11 protein-coding genes are annotated in these 15,986 nt (G+C 61.6%); 5 read left to right on the top strand and 6 right to left on the bottom strand.

Features of this window, described 5'->3' with window-relative positions; all coding sequences use genetic code 11:
• Positions 1-189: 189 nt before the first annotated feature.
• Positions 190-3,291 (top strand): MGH1-like glycoside hydrolase domain-containing protein, encoded by a 3,102-nt coding sequence (locus tag ACM3N8_RS00190; protein WP_353851969.1) that lies wholly within the window; start codon positions 190-192, stop codon positions 3,289-3,291.
• Between the two features lie 117 nt (positions 3,292-3,408).
• Here the strand turns inward: ACM3N8_RS00190 and ACM3N8_RS00195 are convergent, their stop codons facing one another.
• Positions 3,409-4,602 carry an aromatic amino acid transport family protein gene (locus ACM3N8_RS00195; RefSeq protein ID WP_098984003.1) on the bottom strand — a complete coding sequence of 398 codons (1,194 nt, stop codon included), beginning with the start codon at positions 4,600-4,602 and terminating at the stop codon, positions 3,409-3,411.
• Positions 4,603-4,904: 302 nt separating this feature from the next.
• A complete protein-coding gene (gene cra, locus ACM3N8_RS00200) occupies positions 4,905-5,891 on the bottom strand; it encodes a catabolite repressor/activator (RefSeq protein ID WP_172955341.1) in 987 nt (328 codons plus the stop codon).
• 308 nt (positions 5,892-6,199) lie between these two features.
• Here cra and fruB point away from each other — a divergent pair, with 308 nt between their 5' ends.
• Genes fruB through fruA form a run of 3 tightly spaced genes read left to right on the top strand, consistent with a single transcriptional unit; the run spans position 6,200 to position 10,010 of the window.
• On the top strand, positions 6,200-7,300 hold the full coding sequence (fruB, locus tag ACM3N8_RS00205) for a fused PTS fructose transporter subunit IIA/HPr protein (protein WP_290018065.1): 1,101 nt from the start codon (positions 6,200-6,202) through the stop codon (positions 7,298-7,300).
• Complete coding sequence (gene pfkB, locus ACM3N8_RS00210; protein ID WP_290018067.1) at positions 7,300-8,289, top strand: 1-phosphofructokinase; 990 nt, start codon at positions 7,300-7,302, stop codon at positions 8,287-8,289. Before fruB ends, pfkB begins: the two co-directional genes overlap by 1 nt.
• Complete coding sequence (fruA, locus tag ACM3N8_RS00215; RefSeq protein WP_290018068.1) at positions 8,286-10,010, top strand: PTS fructose transporter subunit IIBC; 1,725 nt, start codon at positions 8,286-8,288, stop codon at positions 10,008-10,010. Before pfkB ends, fruA begins: the two co-directional genes overlap by 4 nt.
• Positions 10,011-10,102: 92 nt before the next feature.
• Here the strand turns inward: fruA and ACM3N8_RS00220 are convergent, their stop codons facing one another.
• Positions 10,103-10,354, bottom strand: a complete 252-nt coding sequence (locus ACM3N8_RS00220) for a DUF1289 domain-containing protein (RefSeq protein ID WP_098984007.1) — start codon at positions 10,352-10,354, stop codon at positions 10,103-10,105.
• Positions 10,355-10,504: 150 nt separating this feature from the next.
• On the opposite strand from ACM3N8_RS00220, the gene mltA reads away from it, so the two are divergent.
• Positions 10,505-11,656 carry a murein transglycosylase A gene (mltA, locus tag ACM3N8_RS00225; protein WP_098984008.1) on the top strand — a complete coding sequence of 384 codons (1,152 nt, stop codon included), beginning with the start codon at positions 10,505-10,507 and terminating at the stop codon, positions 11,654-11,656.
• Between the two features lie 129 nt (positions 11,657-11,785).
• Here the strand turns inward: mltA and yfaE are convergent, their stop codons facing one another.
• The 3 genes from yfaE to nrdA all read right to left on the bottom strand — a co-directional run bounded on the left by yfaE (position 11,786) and on the right by nrdA (position 15,606).
• Positions 11,786-12,106 carry a class I ribonucleotide reductase maintenance protein YfaE gene (gene yfaE / locus ACM3N8_RS00230; RefSeq protein WP_172955342.1) on the bottom strand — a complete coding sequence of 107 codons (321 nt, stop codon included), beginning with the start codon at positions 12,104-12,106 and terminating at the stop codon, positions 11,786-11,788.
• A gap of 33 nt (positions 12,107-12,139) precedes the next feature.
• Complete coding sequence (gene nrdB / locus ACM3N8_RS00235; protein WP_043135401.1) at positions 12,140-13,273, bottom strand: class Ia ribonucleoside-diphosphate reductase subunit beta; 1,134 nt, start codon at positions 13,271-13,273, stop codon at positions 12,140-12,142.
• A gap of 65 nt (positions 13,274-13,338) precedes the next feature.
• A complete protein-coding gene (gene nrdA / locus ACM3N8_RS00240; protein ID WP_043135398.1) occupies positions 13,339-15,606 on the bottom strand; it encodes a class 1a ribonucleoside-diphosphate reductase subunit alpha in 2,268 nt (755 codons plus the stop codon).
• Positions 15,607-15,986 lie beyond the last annotated feature (380 nt).

Genomic DNA, 15,986 nt, shown 5'->3' on the forward strand with positions numbered 1-15,986 from the left:
GTGGCATTATTATGCGGCGGCGTCATCTTGTCCGGTTGTAACGATAATGGCTCATCTTTCGATAATGACAATACGGTCAAACCAGAGGTGAAGGCCCCTTGGGATTTCGATCTCTATCTGGTCGGGGAATTCAGCGGCTGGGATCGCGCAGACAAATTCAAGCTGGTTTTCAAGGACGGGGTCTATCGGTTGGATAACCTGAAGATGAATTCAGGCATGTCGCCCTTCAAGGTAGGGGGCCCGGAGTGGACAAAATATCCTGATTTTTCTGCCGACAGCCGCAAAGAGACCAGTATTTTCCCGGATCAGCGCTACCCCATGTATTACCAGAATAATGGCCAGAACAACCGTCTGGTTGTGACCGAAAAAGGGTTGCTCGATATTCAGGTCAAGGTGACCAACGCCGATCTGGCGGCGCCCGTCATCGAATTTGCCATGGTGCGCGATGACCCCAATTACGGCGAGAGCCTCTATCTGAAGGGTGTAGATGGCAATCTCGAACCTCTCTTGCAGATGGTCTACCAGGGTGACAAGCGCTATGTGGTGGTCGCCAAGCTGGCCCCGGGGGAGCACAAGATAAAGATGGCATCCGCGCAGGATGGGATCGGCTTTGGTTCCAGCGGCGCCATTTCATTAAATGAAAGCGTCAGGATGCAGCGCTGTGACAGCAGCTGCCAGCTGGCGTCCCTGTCGGTGTCGCAGGCGGGGTATTACAAGTTTGTCCTCGATGCGAGTCAGGATGAGCAGGCCCCCTGGTTGCGGGCCAGCGTGGCAACGGACGAGGATCTTGGCATGATCAACCCCCATGAAGGGCACGAGCTTATCGAGAAGCTGGAGTACCAGACCCACAAAGCCGGGGTCAAGGAAATCGCCACCTTCTCGGTCAAGCAGGCCGGTGCCGACTATCGCGGCTATGCCCAGTCGACGACTCAGGAGCTGCGGGATCCGGGGGATAGCTTCACCACGTATCAGGAGCAGGCCGATCTGCCCCTGTTGCGCTCGGGAAACATGGTGTTTGATGCCCTGTTTGCGCTGGCGACACACGAGATGCGGCAAAACAGCGTGGCCCAAGTCAAGGATGGCAGTTACGGCGGCGGTCAGGCGATCCCCTGTGACTGCTTCGAAACCGGTGCCAAGTGGCATTATGTCTGGACGCGGGATCTCTCCTACGCCACCGATCTGGGGCTGGGTATTCTGGATCCGCAACGGGCGCGAAACTCCTTGCAGTTCAAGCTCTCCGATTTCAGAGCCGAGCTGAAGCAGGGCCTCGACGGCCTGATCCCGCAGGGACGCCAGATCATCCAGGATACGGGGACGGGGGGCAGCTGGCCCATCAGCACAGACCGCATGGGCTGGGCGCTGGCGGCCGAGCAGGTGCTGGCGGCCTTGCCTGCCGGGGAGCGCAGTGCCTTCCTGCCCGAGGCGTTCGAGGGGTTGCGCAATACCATTGAGAGCGATCGTCTGGCGGCCTTCGACGAGGGCGATGGCCTCTATGGCGGGGAGCAATCCTTCCTAGATTGGCGTGATCAGACCTATGCCAAGTGGATCACCGCAGACATCGCCCACATCGGCATGAGCAAATCCCTCTCCACCAACGTGCTCCATTATCAGGGGTTGAGGCTGGCGGCGCGTCTGGCCACCGAGCTGGGCCAGGATGAGCTGGCGACCCGCTACAGCCGGTGGGCCAGCGCGCTCAAGCAGGCCATCAATCACGGCTTCTGGCTGACGGATGAGAAGATGTATGCCAGCCTGATCAACACCAGCACGGATCCGAGCCCGGCCTACAAGTTCGACCTGCTCGGGGAATCCCTTGCCATCCTGGCGGGCATTGCCGATGAGAGCCAGGCCAGGGAGATCGTCAGTCGTTACCCCATGGGGCCTTATGGCGCCCCTGTTTATTTCCCGCAGCAACCCGACATGCCGGTCTACCATAACCGCGCCATCTGGCCCTTTGTCTCCGCCTATGGGCTGAAAGCCGCCGCCAGGGTGCAAAACGTGGCCGTGGCCGATCGCCATGTCGACTCCCTGATGCGCGGGGCCGCGCTCAACCTCTCCAACATGGAGAACCTGGAGTGGCTCTCCGGTCAGCCCTCGCTGATGGATCTGACTCATCCTGACCTGACGGGCCCGGTTATCAACTCACAGCGCCAGCTCTGGTCCGTTGGCGGCTATCTCGGCATGGTGACCAGCACCCTCTTTGGCTACAAGGTGGAAGAGCAGGGGATCCGAGTTTCACCCTTTGTCACCGCCCACCTGCACAAGCTGATGGGGGCCAAGCCGGAAGCGGCGCTCAAGGGGCTGAACTACCGCGGCAAGCAGATCGAGATCAAGTTGCTGCTCCCCGAAGCCGGGGAGGAGGGCAGCTACTACCCGGTGCGGGGCATAGCGCTCAATGGTGCCCCCGTGGGTGAGCTGATCACCGAGGATATGCTGGCGGTCAGCAATCTGATCGAGGTTCAGCTGGGCGCCGGGGTGGCCGATGAACAAGGGATCCGCCTGATCGAGGACGTGGCGCCGCTGGATGTGGAAAACCGCGAGGTGTTCGCACCGACCGAGCCCACCCTGCTGGGGGTCACCGAGCAAGGGGGCAAGCTGGTTGTCGGGTTGCACGACAGCGTCAATAAAGGGACGCTCAGCTACAACATCTATCGGGATGGCAAGCTGGTGGCCGCCGGGCTCGATGCGGCGAGGGATTGGGTCGACGATCTGGCACCGCAACCGGGCATGGCCTATTGCTACAGCGCGGAGGCCATCTACCCCGAGTCTGGCAACCGCTCCCATCACGCCAAGCCGGTGTGCTACCAGCCCGAGCTCCAGCGCATCGCGGTCGATGCCGACGCGGTCTCGCATACCGGCACCCTCACGGCAGCTGATACGGCCATTCCCGTGCCCTATCTGAAGGATTGGGGCCGCCCGGAAGATACCCTGCTGGTGCGGGGCGTCACCCTGGATGGCAAACGTGCCATTCGCCTGCAATACAGCAATGCTCAGCACGCCATCAACCTGGGGGTGACCAACGGGGTGAAGCGGGTGTCCGTGCTCAGCAATGGCAAGGTAGTCGCGAGCGGCATGGTGCTGATGCCCCATGTGATGCAGGATGGTGACCTCAAACCGCTACGGGACTCGACCCCTGTCATTGCTGCTGTGCCGGCGGGGCAGTACGACATCCTGGTGAGCGACTTCTATAACATGAGCTATCTGAAGGCGAACGCTACCTACAATGATGCCGGTGGGCAGGGCGGAGCGGTCAACCTGATCGATCTGGCCAGCATTACAGTCTCGGTTCGTTAAGTCGCAGTAGCAGAGCAGCCCCAGGCCAATGGCTCGGAGATGCTCTGCTATCGTGCCCAATGAAGAAGCCCTGCCAGATTGGCAGGGCTTTTCATTGGTATGAGAGGCGCGGGACGCTTACAGCGCGGGCAAGTATCCCAGGCTGACACTGACCTGCACGCCCACGATCAGCACCCCCATGGCACCGGCCAGACCCAGCGCCAGCACGCCGCCCGGGGCGCGGTAGTGGTGCGCCTCGGCCCGTTTGCGGCTTTGCCACACCAGGGTCACCGGCAGCAGCACCGCCAGCACCGCCAGCGCGATGGCCGCGTAACCCAGCGCCATGATGAAGCCCTGCGGGAAGTAGAGGGCGAACAGCAGGGGCGGCACGAAGGTGATGAGGCCGGTCTGGCTGCGGCCCTGCCAGTTGTCCTTGCGGCGGGTCACCTTGGCCATGAAGTCAAACAGCCCCAGCGTCACCCCGAGGAAGGAGGTGGCGAGCGCCAGATCGGCGAACAGGTGCATCGCCTGATTGAAGGCGGGCCAGCTGACCAGATTGCCGACGCTGGCCAAGAGGCTGTCGAGCGCGCCGCCGGTCTGGATCAGCGTCTGTTGACCGAGCAGCCCCAGGATGGCCACCTGCCACAGCACGTAGAGGATGAGCGGCAGGGCCGAGCCCCACACGAACACCCGGCGCAGCCGCTTGGGGCAATCGCCCAGGTAGAGCATGACGCTCGGGATGGAGCCGTGGAAGCCAAATGAGGTGAAGATCACCGGCAAGCCTGCCAGCAGCAAACCCTGGCCGAGCGGCATGGAGAGCAGGTGTTGCCCCTCGGCGCGCGGCAGCAGCAGCGCCAGCACCCCCACCATGATCACCAGTTTCACGGTGAACATCAGCCGGTTGAGGTAATCCACCTGCTTGGTGCCGACGCAGACCATGCCGCCAAACAGCAGGGTAAAGGCCCAGGCGGCCTGCTCCTGGCTGAGGGTCATGCCCGCATCGGCCAGAGCCTGGGCCAGCAGGCTGCTGCCGCCGCTGATGTAGGCGGAGGCCAGCGAATAGAACAGCATCAGGATGCAGAAGGAGGCGATGCGCTTGCCCCAGGGGCCGAGCAGGTGATCCGCCAGCTGGTGCAGGTACCACTTGCCGGTGTTGAGGCTGGCCTCTACCTGCAACATGGCGGTGAAGGCCATCAGGGCCCAGAGTCCGACCATCAGCAGCAGGGTGGCGGGTCCGCCGAGGGAAGAAGAAGCCAGCGGCAGGGCCAGCATGCCGGCGCCTATGGTGGTGCCGGCAATCAACAGGGTACAACCCAGGGTCTTGGTGTTCATGGTGTCCATCCAGATCGAGAAACTGCGTATTCAAAAAAGAGTGCCAGTGGCTGTGCTGGCAAGGCGCCTCCGGGGTCGGGACCGGAGGCTAGCGATATCGGAGTGGACGCATCGTTACGAAAAACCCATGGATTGTAAAAGATGGTTGCCACGTTAACGGATCAAAATAGTGGAAACAAGCCTGTAAAGGCGGATTTTGTACTGAAAGGTGGCAATAGGTGGAAATAAAAGATGACAGAAAGGGGTGTTAACTGGTGGAAAAACGCGCCGGCGTGGAGAGTGCCGGCGCGTGAAGGGAGATGTCAGCGGCGACGCTTGAGGGTCCGGCTCACGTAGTGCAGCCCGCACAGGTATTCGCCGTTGATCGCCTTGAGGGCGAGCTCCAGTGCCTGGCTGGCCAGGGCATCGTGCTGCTGGGGCAGGGAGTTGATACCAAAGGGGAGGAAGTCGAGCAGGCGATCGTCCCCGAAGGTGGCCATGGCGAGCCGGCTCATGTCGGTCTCCTGCTCCAGCAGGTAGTCCAGCACCCCTTCCATCAATATGTAGGAGGTGGCGACCAGTGCCTCGGGCAGCTGGCCGAGTCGCTGGTGCAACTCCTTGATCAGGCGATAGCCCTCGGCACGGGAGAAGTGGGCACCCTCGCACAGATGACGCGTGGCGCTGTGGCTGGCGACGGCCTGCTCGAAGCCCGCTTTTCGCTCCTGGCTGATCGTGAGCGCCGGCAGCGCCGTGATCAATGCGATGTGCTTGAGCGCCGGGGTGAGCAGGGAGGCGGTGAGATCAAAGCTCGCCTTCTGGTTTTCACTGGCGACGGTCACGAACTTGTCGGCGGCCATGGCCCGGTCGATGGCCAGCACATGGATGCCGCGAGCCTGCTGGCGCGGATAGAAGGGATCGTCCGGTGGCAGGCAGCTGGCCACCAGCAGGGCATCTACATGACGGCTGGCCAGCATCTCGGCCAGCTCCTTCTCGGTGGCCGGTTCATCTTCCGAGCAGACGATCAGCAGCTGATAGCCCTGGGCCCGGGCGCCTTGTTCGAGGCGCTTGGCGAGCTTGGCGTAACTGGCGTTCTCAAGGTCGGGCAGGATGAAGCCGAGGGTCCTGGTCTGGCCGCCGCGCAGGGAGGCGGCGCGGCTGTCCGGCTGGTAGTTGTGGGCCGTGACCACGGCCATCACCTTGTCACGGGTTGCCTGACTGATGCGGTACTGATCGGCCTTGCCATTGATCACATAGCTGGCCGTGGTGCGTGAGACACCGGCGAGGGCGGCGATTTCATCCAGTTTCATCATATTGGCTCTGTTTGAGTTGCAAGGCCCACGGTCACTGCCAGGTGAGGGCACCGAAAAGTGTGCGCGGGATCATATCATTGAAAAGCACTCTTTGTGGGTACTTGATCAATTGGCTGAAACGATTCAGTCTGAGTGTAAGTGAAACGATTCAGCTTGTCAGCAGACAATCGATGACCGGGGATGAAAACCCCGGCGGCTCCCGAAGGGATGCAATCCGGTCTATTGTCAGCAGGCGAATGATCCACATTTTTTAATGGTGTTGATCCGGCGAGCCGTACGGCCAGCCCGGAACCTGATGGAGAATCTCTATGTTGAAGTTGGCGCAGCAGCAGATCTTGCTGGGGCAATCGGTGGCGACCAAGGCGGATGCCATCGCCCTGCTGGCAGACAAACTGACCGAAGCCGGTCTGGTGGAAGCAGGTTATGTGGACGGCATGCTGGCGCGGGAAGCGCAGCACGCCACCTACCTCGGCAGCGGCATCGCCATTCCCCACGGCACCACGGACACCCGTCATCTGGTGAAAAGCACCGGCGTCATGGTGGCCCAATTCCCTCAGGGCATCGAGTGGGACCAGGGGCAGATTGCCTATGTGGCCATCGGCATCGCCGCCAAATCCGATGAGCATCTGGGCATCTTGCGCCAGCTCACCCACGTGCTGGGCGACGAGCAGGCGGCCGAGGCCCTTAAAAATGCCACCGATGCCGACACCATCATCAATATCCTGACCGGGGCAACGGCTCCGAAAGAGGTGCAGTTCCTGACCCTGGCCGACTTCCCGGCCGATGATCGCGACCAGCTGCTGCTGGGCGCCGCCGCCCGCGCCAAATCCGCCGGTTGGGGGGAGGCCGCCATGGTCACTTCCCTGCTGGCAAGCGAGCCCGCCTATCTGGGCGATGGCGTCTGGCTGGCCCGTACACCCGCGGCCCAGACCGGCTGGGTCGTGGCGACCCCGAGCAGCGCGCTGAGTGCAGGGGATCAACCGGTCAGCGCCCTGCTGCTGCTGTGCGCCGCCGATGCGAGTCATCTGCCGCAGCTGGAGAATCTGGCCAAACTGGCCGCCGCAGGCCAGCTTGCCACCCTGACTGGCAGCGAAGGGCTGGCCATGCTGCAGGCAGGGCCGGCGAGCGGTCTTTCCGAGACCTTCACCATCATCAACCCCCATGGCCTGCATGCCCGTCCGGGCGCCATGCTGGTCAAGGTGGCCAAGGAGTTCGAGTCCGACATCCGGGTGGCGAATCTGGATGGCAGCGGTGAAGCCGTCTCCGCCAAGAGCCTGATGAAGGTGATTGGCCTGGGCGTCAAGTGCGGCCATCGCCTGGCGTTTCGCGCCGAAGGGGCGGATGCCGAAGCGGCCCTCAAGGGCATAGGCGCGGCCATCGCTGCCGGGCTGGGCGAGGGGGCGCACTGATGGACATAGTGACCATCACCCTCAACCCAGCGCTGGATCTCACCGCCCGCCTCGAGGCCATGACCCTGGGCGAGGTGAATCTGGTGAGCGACGCCAATTTGCGCGCCGCGGGCAAGGGGATCAACGTCGCCATGGTGCTCAAAGACTTGGGCCGTGACGTGGGACTGACCGGTTGGCTCGGCGCGGACAACCAGCAGAGCTTCGTCACCCTGTTTGTCGAGCGGGCCCTGGCCGATCACTTCGTGCGCGTGGCGGGCAGCACCCGCATCAACGTCAAGATCTCCGAGCAATCGGGCCGGGTCACGGATCTCAACCTGCCTGGGCTCACCATCCATGAGGGTGAAGTGGCGGCCCTTGAGGCGGCTATCGACGAGCTGGCGCCGCAGGCCGACTGGTTTGTGCTGGCCGGCAGTCTGCCCAAGGGGGTTGCCCCCGATTACTGTGCCCGCCTCATTCGCCTGCTCAAGGCCAAGGGCAAGCAGGTAATCTTCGATTGCAGCGGCTTGGCCCTGAGCGAAGGCATCAAGGCCGTGCCGACCCTGATCAAACCCAATCTGGAAGAGCTTGAGCAGTGGGCCGGTCGTCCCATCAAGACCCTGAGCGAGCAGGCCGAGTGTGCCCGCGCGTTGCAGGCCCAGGGGATAGCCCATGTGGTGATCTCCAACGGCGCCGACGGCCTGGTCTGGTTTGGTCCGGATGCCGTCTGGCAGGCCATACCGCCGCGGATGCAGGTCGTCAGCACAGTCGGTGCCGGCGACTCCCTGGTGGCGGGACTGGCCCACGGCCTTAGCCTCGGCTGGGCGCCGGAGCAGACCCTGCGTCTGGCCACCGCCGTCTCGGCGCTGGCGGTCAGTCAGATCGCGGTCGGTTTTAGTGATATCGATGTGCTGACACCCTTACTCGAGCAGGTGCGTGTGCAACGTCTGGATGACCTTGCCCCGACCCGACTCAATACCCCCTCAATGGAAAACTCAGGAGATGCCCAATGAAAGCAATTCTGGTTACGGCTTGCCCGGCGGGCATTGCCACCAGCTTTCTCGCTGCAAAACGGATAGAACAGCAGGCCAAACTGGCGGGCTGGGAGCTCACCCTCGATGTCGGCTCCAGCGTGCAACCTCGTCAGGTGCCGAGCAAGGAGCAGATTGCCGCCGCAGACCTGGTGCTGGTGGTAGCAAGCTCCCCGGTGGATCTCGCCGCCTATGACGGCAAGCGGGTCTATCAGGGGAGCATGGATCTGGCGCTGCAGGATCCGGCCGCCGTGCTTGACGCCGCCACCAGCGGTGCCAGCGTCTATCGTCATCAGGCGGCGCCGGTCGTCGCCGCCAAACCGGCGGGTGCCAAGCGCATCGTTGCCGTCACCGCCTGTCCGACCGGGGTGGCACACACCTTCATGTCGGCGGAAGCGCTCGAGACCATGGCCAAGCAGCTGGGCCACCAGATCCGCGTCGAGACCCAAGGCTCGGTCGGTGCCCAGAATGCCCTGACCGCGGATGAGATTGCCGCCGCCGATCTGGTGTTCCTCGCCACCGACATCGAAGTGGACATGGCCCGCTTCGATGGCAAGCCCGTCTATCGCACCAGCACGGGCGCTGCGCTCAAGAAGACCCGTGCCGAGCTCGACAAGGCATGGAACGAGGCGAAAACCTATCGTCACAGCGGCGCCAGCCAGCCGAAGAAAGAGGAGAAGGCAGGCCCTTACAAGCACCTGCTGACCGGTGTCTCCTTCATGCTGCCCATGGTGGTGGCCGGTGGCCTCATCATCGCCATCTCCTTCATCTTCGGGATCGAGGCGTTCAAGGTTGAAGGGACCCTAGCTGCCGCTCTAATGAAGATTGGCGGTGGCTCGGCCTTCGCCCTGATGATCCCGGTACTGGCCGGTTACATTGCCTACTCCATCGCCGACCGTCCGGGTCTGGCGCCCGGCATGATAGGCGGTATGCTGGCAAGTTCTCTTGGCGCCGGCTTCCTCGGCGGTATCGTCGCCGGTTTCCTGGCCGGTTACTCTGCCAAGTACCTGAGTGACAAGGTGCGCCTGCCGGTGACCCTGGAAGCGCTCAAGCCCATCCTCATCATTCCGCTGGTTGCCAGCCTGTTTACCGGTCTGGTGATGATCTACGTGGTGGGCGGTCCGGTGGCGGGCATCATGAGTGCCATGACCACCTTCCTCAACAACATGGGCTCTGCCAACGCCGTGCTGCTGGGGGTCATTATCGGTGCCATGATGTGCTTCGACATGGGTGGCCCGGTCAACAAGGCCGCTTACGCCTTCGGGGTAGGCCTGCTGGCCTCCAAAACCTACGCTCCCATGGCTGCCGTGATGGCCGCCGGCATGGTGCCGGCACTGGGAATGGGGATCGCCACCTTCCTGGCCCGCGCCAAGTTCATCAAGGCTGAGCAGGAAGCTGGCAAGGCCTCCTTCGTGCTGGGTCTGTGCTTCATCTCCGAGGGGGCGATTCCGTTTGCCGCCAAGGATCCGATGCGCGTCATCCCGGCCTGCATGGCGGGGGGCGCCCTGACGGGGGCTCTCTCCATGCTGTTCGGCTGCGAGCTGGTTGCCCCTCACGGTGGTCTGTTCGTGCTCTTCATCCCGAATGCCATCAGCCATGTGTTCATGTACATACTGGCCATAGCGGCAGGCTCCCTGGTGACCGGGGTTGGCTACGCCATGCTCAAGCGCGGCGAAGCGCAGGCCAAGCTGGCAACGGCGTGACAAGCTCACAACCATGAGTGACAAGGCGGCCTGCGGGCCGCTTTTTTTATGGCTGATGAGAAAGGGATAAAAGAGGGGGGTGATAGGGGGATTCAAAAATCCCAGCCGGCCTGCGCTTGCTCACTGGCCTGGATGGCTTCTTGCGCCTTGCGGCGGGCGGCGTCGACCCGGGCCTTGCGGTTGCGGCACAGGCGCATCACCTCCTGCTGCTCGGCGGGGGTCATGGTGAGCCAGTTGAAGCGCTCCTCCCGATTGCGCAGGCAGCCCTTGCAGTAGCCCTTGTTGTTCACTTCGCATACCCCTATGCAGGGGCTCTGCAGCGGGAAGATCTCGAGCTGTTCCATCCATGGCCTCTCACACCTTGTTACCTTGTTATAACCCAGAAGATCCCCTTTGGAGAAATCCACTGCCAGGGGGCTGATGGCGTTTGCTTTCCCCCTGCAAATTTGGCATCTTCCCCGCCAAGCATGAGGCTTGGTGTTATATGAGGACATATGAATAAACACGCGTACTGGCTGACCGCCGCAGTGCTTGGGCTGGCCGGTTGTGCGGGCAACTCTGATCAAGCACAGGTGCCCAAGAAGAAACCCGAGGCCAGATGTTTTCTCAACTGCGAGGTGCCGGAGAATCTGGGCAAGCAGTATCTGGACGGCCCCCTGCCGGATGATCTGGTGCGGGTAGAACGCGTCAACAGCCGCCAGCGCGCCGACTACAGCAAGTTTGGTCCCCAGAGCCGGCTGGTGCTGGAGCGCTCCGGCAAGATGACCCGCCGCTATGGCGAGCTCTATCGCCAGCTCTCCCGCTGGGTCGCCAATGGCGGCAACCCGGCCCAGATCACCCGGTACGGCATCAGCCTGGCCCAGCTGGGCGGTGCCGATCGCATGGGCAACGTGCTGTTTACCGGTTACTACTCGCCGGTACTGGAGGTGCGTCATCGCCCGGATGCCAAGTACAAGTACCCCATCTATGCCATGCCCAAGTGCGGTGGCCGCTGCCCGAGCCGGGCCGAGATCCACCAGGGGGCGCTGGCCAACCGGGGGCTGGAGCTGGGTTACAGCAAATCACTCATCGACAACTTCCTGATGGACGTACAGGGCTCGGGCTTTGTCCACTACGGGGATGACGATCGGCTGCAATACCTGGGTTACAGCGGCAAGAACGGTCACGGCTACGTGAGTATCGGCCGTGTGCTGATCGATCGCGGCGAAGTGCCCAAGGAGCAGATGTCCATGAAGGCCATCAAGGATTGGGCCAATAGCAAACCGGAGGAGAGCGTCAAGGAGCTGGTGGAGCAGAATCCCTCCTATGTCTTCTTCGAGCGTCGCCCCACCAATGACGTGATCGGCGCCGCCGGCATTCCGTTGCTGCCGCTGGCGGCCGTGGCGGCAGACAAGACACTGCTGCCGATGGGCACCCCCATCCTGGCGGAAGTGCCCCTGCTCGACAAGGCGGGCAACTGGACCGGCAAACACCAGCTGCGGCTCTTGATCGCGCTGGATGTGGGGGGCGCCGTGAAGAAGGGGCACCTGGATCTCTACCATGGCATGGGTGAGAAGGCTGGCGTGGCCGCCGGTCACTACAAGCACTTTGGTCGGGTCTGGAAGCTGGGCCTGCACCAGGGACCGACCGCAGCGCCCTGGCTTTGAAGTCAATCAAGGGGCTCTGACGGGTCAGGGCCCCAAGCCAGAGACGAGCGATAAAAAGACGAGCGATAAAAAAGCCGCCGGAGCAATCCGGCGGCTTTTTGTTTGGCGAAGTGTGTGGTGCTTGCTGCGTCAGCCTTTCTTGATGTCCAGCCGGATGGCACCGACCGGTTTGCAGCAGCAGGGCAGGCACTCCCCTGGGGAGACGAATGCCAGCGGCACATTGGGGTAGTGCACCGAGCCTGCCAGCAAGGGCGTGCGGCAGGCGCCGCAATAGCCGCTGCGGCACTGGAACTCCAGATGATGGCCGTGGCGCTCCAGGGTCTCCAGCAGGCTCTCGCCGGGATGGGCGAGCAGGGCGCCGTCGCGGGTATGCACGAGCGGCGCCTGTGGGGCCTCCTGCCGTGTTGCAGGCTGCGGGGCAGGGGCCAGCGTCTTGGTCCCATCACTCACGGTGCAATACCGCCGCACGGGCACATCGCCTCATCACAGCTCGAAATCACCCAAGTCATCTGCGTGCACTTCACTGTCGATCTGGCCGACCAGGTAGGAGCTGACTTCCACTTCCTGGGGGGCGACCTGCACGTTGTCGGACGATAGCCAGGTGTTGATCCAGGGGATCGGGTTTTGCTTGGCGCCGGCAAAGGCTGGCTGCAGACCGACCGCGTTCATGCGCAGGTTGGTGATGTATTCCACGTACTGGCAGAGGATGTCCTTGTTCAGGCCTATCATGGAGCCGTCCTGGAACAGGTACTCGGCCCACTCCTTCTCCTGAATGGCGGCTTCCTTGAAGATCTCGAAGCAGGCCTGCTCGCACTCGGCGGCAATCTCGGCCATCTCGGGGTCGTCCTGGCCGGTGCGCATCAGGTTCAGCATATGCTGGGTGCCGGTCAGGTGCAGCGCTTCGTCGCGGGCGATCATCTTGATGATCTTGGCGTTGCCTTCCATCAGCTCGCGCTCGGCGAAGGCGAAGGAGCAGGCGAAGCTGACGTAGAAGCGGATCGCCTCCAGCGCATTGACGCTCATCAGGCACAGGTAGAGCTTCTTCTTCAGCTCGCGCAGTGTGATGGTGCGCATCTGTCCGGCGACGCTGTGAGTCCCTTCACCGTGCAGGTTGTAGAGCGCGGTCGCTTCAATCAGATCGTCGTAGAAGCAGCTGATGGAGCCGGCGCGCTTCAAGATCTGTTCGTTGGTCACGATATCGTCGAACACCTGGGCCGGGGTGTTGACGATATTGCGAATGATGTGGGTGTAGGAGCGAGAGTGGATGGTCTCCGAGAAGGCCCAGGTCTCGATCCAGGTCTCCAGCTCCGGGATGGAGACCAGCGGCAGCAGCGCCACGTTCGGGCTGCGACCCTGGATGGAATCCAGCAGGGTCTGGTACTTCAGGTTGGAGATGAAGATGTGCTGCTCGTGGGGCGGCAGCGCCTGATAGTCGATGCGGTCGTGGGAGACATCCACCTCTTCCGGGCGCCAGAAGAAGGAGAGCTGTTTCTCGATCAGCCGTTCAAAGACTTCGTGTTTTTGTTGATCATAACGGGCCACATTGACCGATTGGCCAAAAAACATCGGCTCTTTGAGCTGGTCGTTTTGGGTTTGGCAGAAAGTTGAATAGGCCATGGTTACCAGAATGTATTGAATGGATAAAACAGGAGAGCGGGAGCTTGTCGCTCCCGCCCGGTTAATCAGATCTTGCAGGCGCCACCGGCACAACCGTCATCCAGCATATCGGCTTGTGCGTCATCCGCACCATCACGGGTGTTGTGATAGTAGAGGGTCTTGAGGCCGTATTTGTAAGCGGTCAGCAGATCCTTGAGCAACTGCTTCATCGGTACCTTGTTGCCTTCGAAACGGGCGGGGTCGTAGTTGGTGTTGGCGGAGATCGCCTGATCCACAAACTTCTGCATGATACCGACCAGCTGCAGATAGCCATCGACGCTCGGTTGCTTCCAGAGCAGTTCGTATTGATCTTTCAGGCGATGATACTCGGGCACCACCTGTTTGAGAATGCCGTCCTTGGAGGCCTTGACCGATACCAGGCCGCGCGGCGGCTCTATGCCGTTGGTGGCGTTGGAGATCTGGCTGGAGGTCTCGCTCGGCATCAGGGCGGTCAGGGTGGAGTTGCGCAGACCCACAGTCTTTATCTCTTCACGCAAGGTTTCCCAGTCCAGGTGCAGCGGCTCGTTGCACAGGTTGTCGAGATCCTTTTTATAGGTATCGATGGGCAGAATGCCCTGGGCATAGGTGGTCTCGTTGAAGGCCGGGCAGGGGCCGAACTCGCGGGCCAGCTGCACGGAGGCTTTCAGCAGGTAGAACTGGATCGCCTCGAAGGTGCGGTGGGTCAGCGCCAGACCGGAACCGTCGGAATAACGGGCGCCGTTCTTGGCCAGGTAGTAGGCGTAGTTGATGACGCCGATCCCCAAAGTGCGACGGTTCATGCTGCCTTTCTGGGCGGCCTTGAGCGGGTAGTCCTGATAGTCGAGCAGGGCATCCAGGGCGCGCACGGCGAGATCCGCCATCTCTTCCAGATCTTCCAGCTTCTCGATGGCACCCAGGTTGAAGGCAGACAGGGTGCACAGGGCAATCTCGCCCTCTTCGTCATCCACGTTGTTGAGCGGCTTGGTCGGCAGCGCGATTTCGAGGCAGAGGTTGGACTGGCGTACCGGCGCCACGCTCGGATCGAACGGGCTGTGGGTGTTGCAGTGATCCACGTTCTGGATGTAGATGCGACCGGTGCCGGCGCGCTCCTGCATCATCAGGGAGAAGAGATCGACCGCCTTGAGGGTCTTCTTGCGGATGGATGGATCCTGCTCGTACTTGACGTAGAGCTGCTCGAACTTGTCCTGATCCGCGAAGAAGGCGTCGTACAGGCCGGGGGCATCGGACGGGGAGAACAGGGTGATGTCGCCGCCCTTGATCAGGCGCTGGTACATCAGCTTGTTGATCTGAACGCCGTAGTCCATGTGACGGACCCGGTTCTCTTCCACGCCGCGGTTGTTTTTCAGGACCAGCAGGCTTTCCACTTCTGTGTGCCACAGCGGGTAGAACAGGGTGGCCGCACCGCCGCGCACGCCGCCCTGGGAGCAGCACTTGACCGCGGTCTGGAAGTACTTGTAGAAGGGGATGCAGCCGGTGTGGAAGGCTTCACCGCCACGAATGGGGCTGCCCAGACCACGGATGCGCCCGGCGTTGATGCCGATGCCGGCGCGCTGGGAGACGTAGCGCACGATGGCGCTGGCGGTGGCATTGATGGAATCTAGGCTGTCATCGCACTCGATCAGCACGCAGGAGCTGAACTGGCGAGTCGGGGTGCGCACGCCGCTCATGATAGGCGTCGGCAGGGAGATCTTGAAGGTCGAGACCGCATCGTAGAAACGCTTGATGTAGTCCAGACGGGTATCTTTCGGATACTTGGAGAAGAGGCAGGCCGCCACCAGGATATAGAGGAACTGCGGGCTCTCGTAGATCTCGCCGGTGACGCGGTTCTGCACCAGGTACTTGCCTTCCAGCTGCTTGACGGCGGCGTAGGAGAAGTCCATGTCACGCCAGTGATCCAGGTGCTCGTTGAGTTCCTCGAATTCGGCCTGGGTGTAGTCGGTCAGCAGGTGCTTGTCGTACTTGCCCATGTCTACCAGACGGGCGACGTGCTGGTAAAGGTGGGGCGGCTCGAACTGGCCGTAGGCTTTCTTGCGCAGGTGGAAGATGGCCAAACGGGCGGCCATGTACTGGTAATCCGGGCTTTGCTCGGAGATCAGGTCAGCAGCGGCCTTGATGACGGTTTCGTGGATATCGGCGGTACGGATGCCGTCATAGAACTGGATGTGGGACTTGAGTTCCACCTGGGAGACAGACACGTTGTCGAGTCCCTCGGCGGCCCAATCCAGCACGCGGTGAATTTTATCCAGATCGATGGGTTCTTTGTGGCCGTTACGCTTCGTCACAAACAAGTTCATTGGCTGATGACCTTTAGTTGATTCCCGAAAAACCATCGCACGGCCTTGACCTCCTGGCCGTGATCGGCTGCGGGAGGTGGGGACGTATTGTGCGATGAATCACAAGATATAGTGTTATTTTAAGTTCGAGCTACAAGATAGTGAGGTCTACCCGGCTTTGCAATCTGTGGATAAGGCATTAGCTGTGGATAAATTGTGGGTGTCGCGACCCAGGTTAGTGGATGCTCACAGTGAGTGGGTTTTCATGCGTCCGATCCGGTAAATGCAAGTCTGATGATCGAACATGGAAAATTTAAATAACTTTTTTTGCTTGCGAAAACGGGGTGTTTTTACTAGCAAATTCAGTCTGGTTATCCCTTGTGCAGCAAGGGTCAAAAGGT

The organism is Aeromonas sp. A04 (genome assembly GCF_047780465.1).
Taxonomy (GTDB): Bacteria; Pseudomonadota; Gammaproteobacteria; order Enterobacterales; family Aeromonadaceae; genus Aeromonas; species Aeromonas bestiarum.

Excerpts from the sequence above, each read along its gene's own strand:
- fruA (WP_290018068.1), top strand. The coding sequence starts at position 8,286 with ATGAAAGCAATTCTGGTTACGGCTTGCCCGGCGGGCATTGCCACCAGC.
- mltA (WP_098984008.1), top strand. The coding sequence starts at position 10,505 with ATGAATAAACACGCGTACTGGCTGACCGCCGCAGTGCTTGGGCTGGCC.
- ACM3N8_RS00195 (WP_098984003.1), bottom strand. The coding sequence starts at position 4,602 with ATGAACACCAAGACCCTGGGTTGTACCCTGTTGATTGCCGGCACCACC.
- nrdB (WP_043135401.1), bottom strand. The coding sequence starts at position 13,273 with ATGGCCTATTCAACTTTCTGCCAAACCCAAAACGACCAGCTCAAAGAG.
- fruB (WP_290018065.1), top strand. The coding sequence starts at position 6,200 with ATGTTGAAGTTGGCGCAGCAGCAGATCTTGCTGGGGCAATCGGTGGCG.
- ACM3N8_RS00220 (WP_098984007.1), bottom strand. The coding sequence starts at position 10,354 with ATGGAACAGCTCGAGATCTTCCCGCTGCAGAGCCCCTGCATAGGGGTA.
- cra (WP_172955341.1), bottom strand. The coding sequence starts at position 5,891 with ATGATGAAACTGGATGAAATCGCCGCCCTCGCCGGTGTCTCACGCACC.
- nrdA (WP_043135398.1), bottom strand. The coding sequence starts at position 15,606 with ATGAACTTGTTTGTGACGAAGCGTAACGGCCACAAAGAACCCATCGAT.
- pfkB (WP_290018067.1), top strand. The coding sequence starts at position 7,300 with ATGGACATAGTGACCATCACCCTCAACCCAGCGCTGGATCTCACCGCC.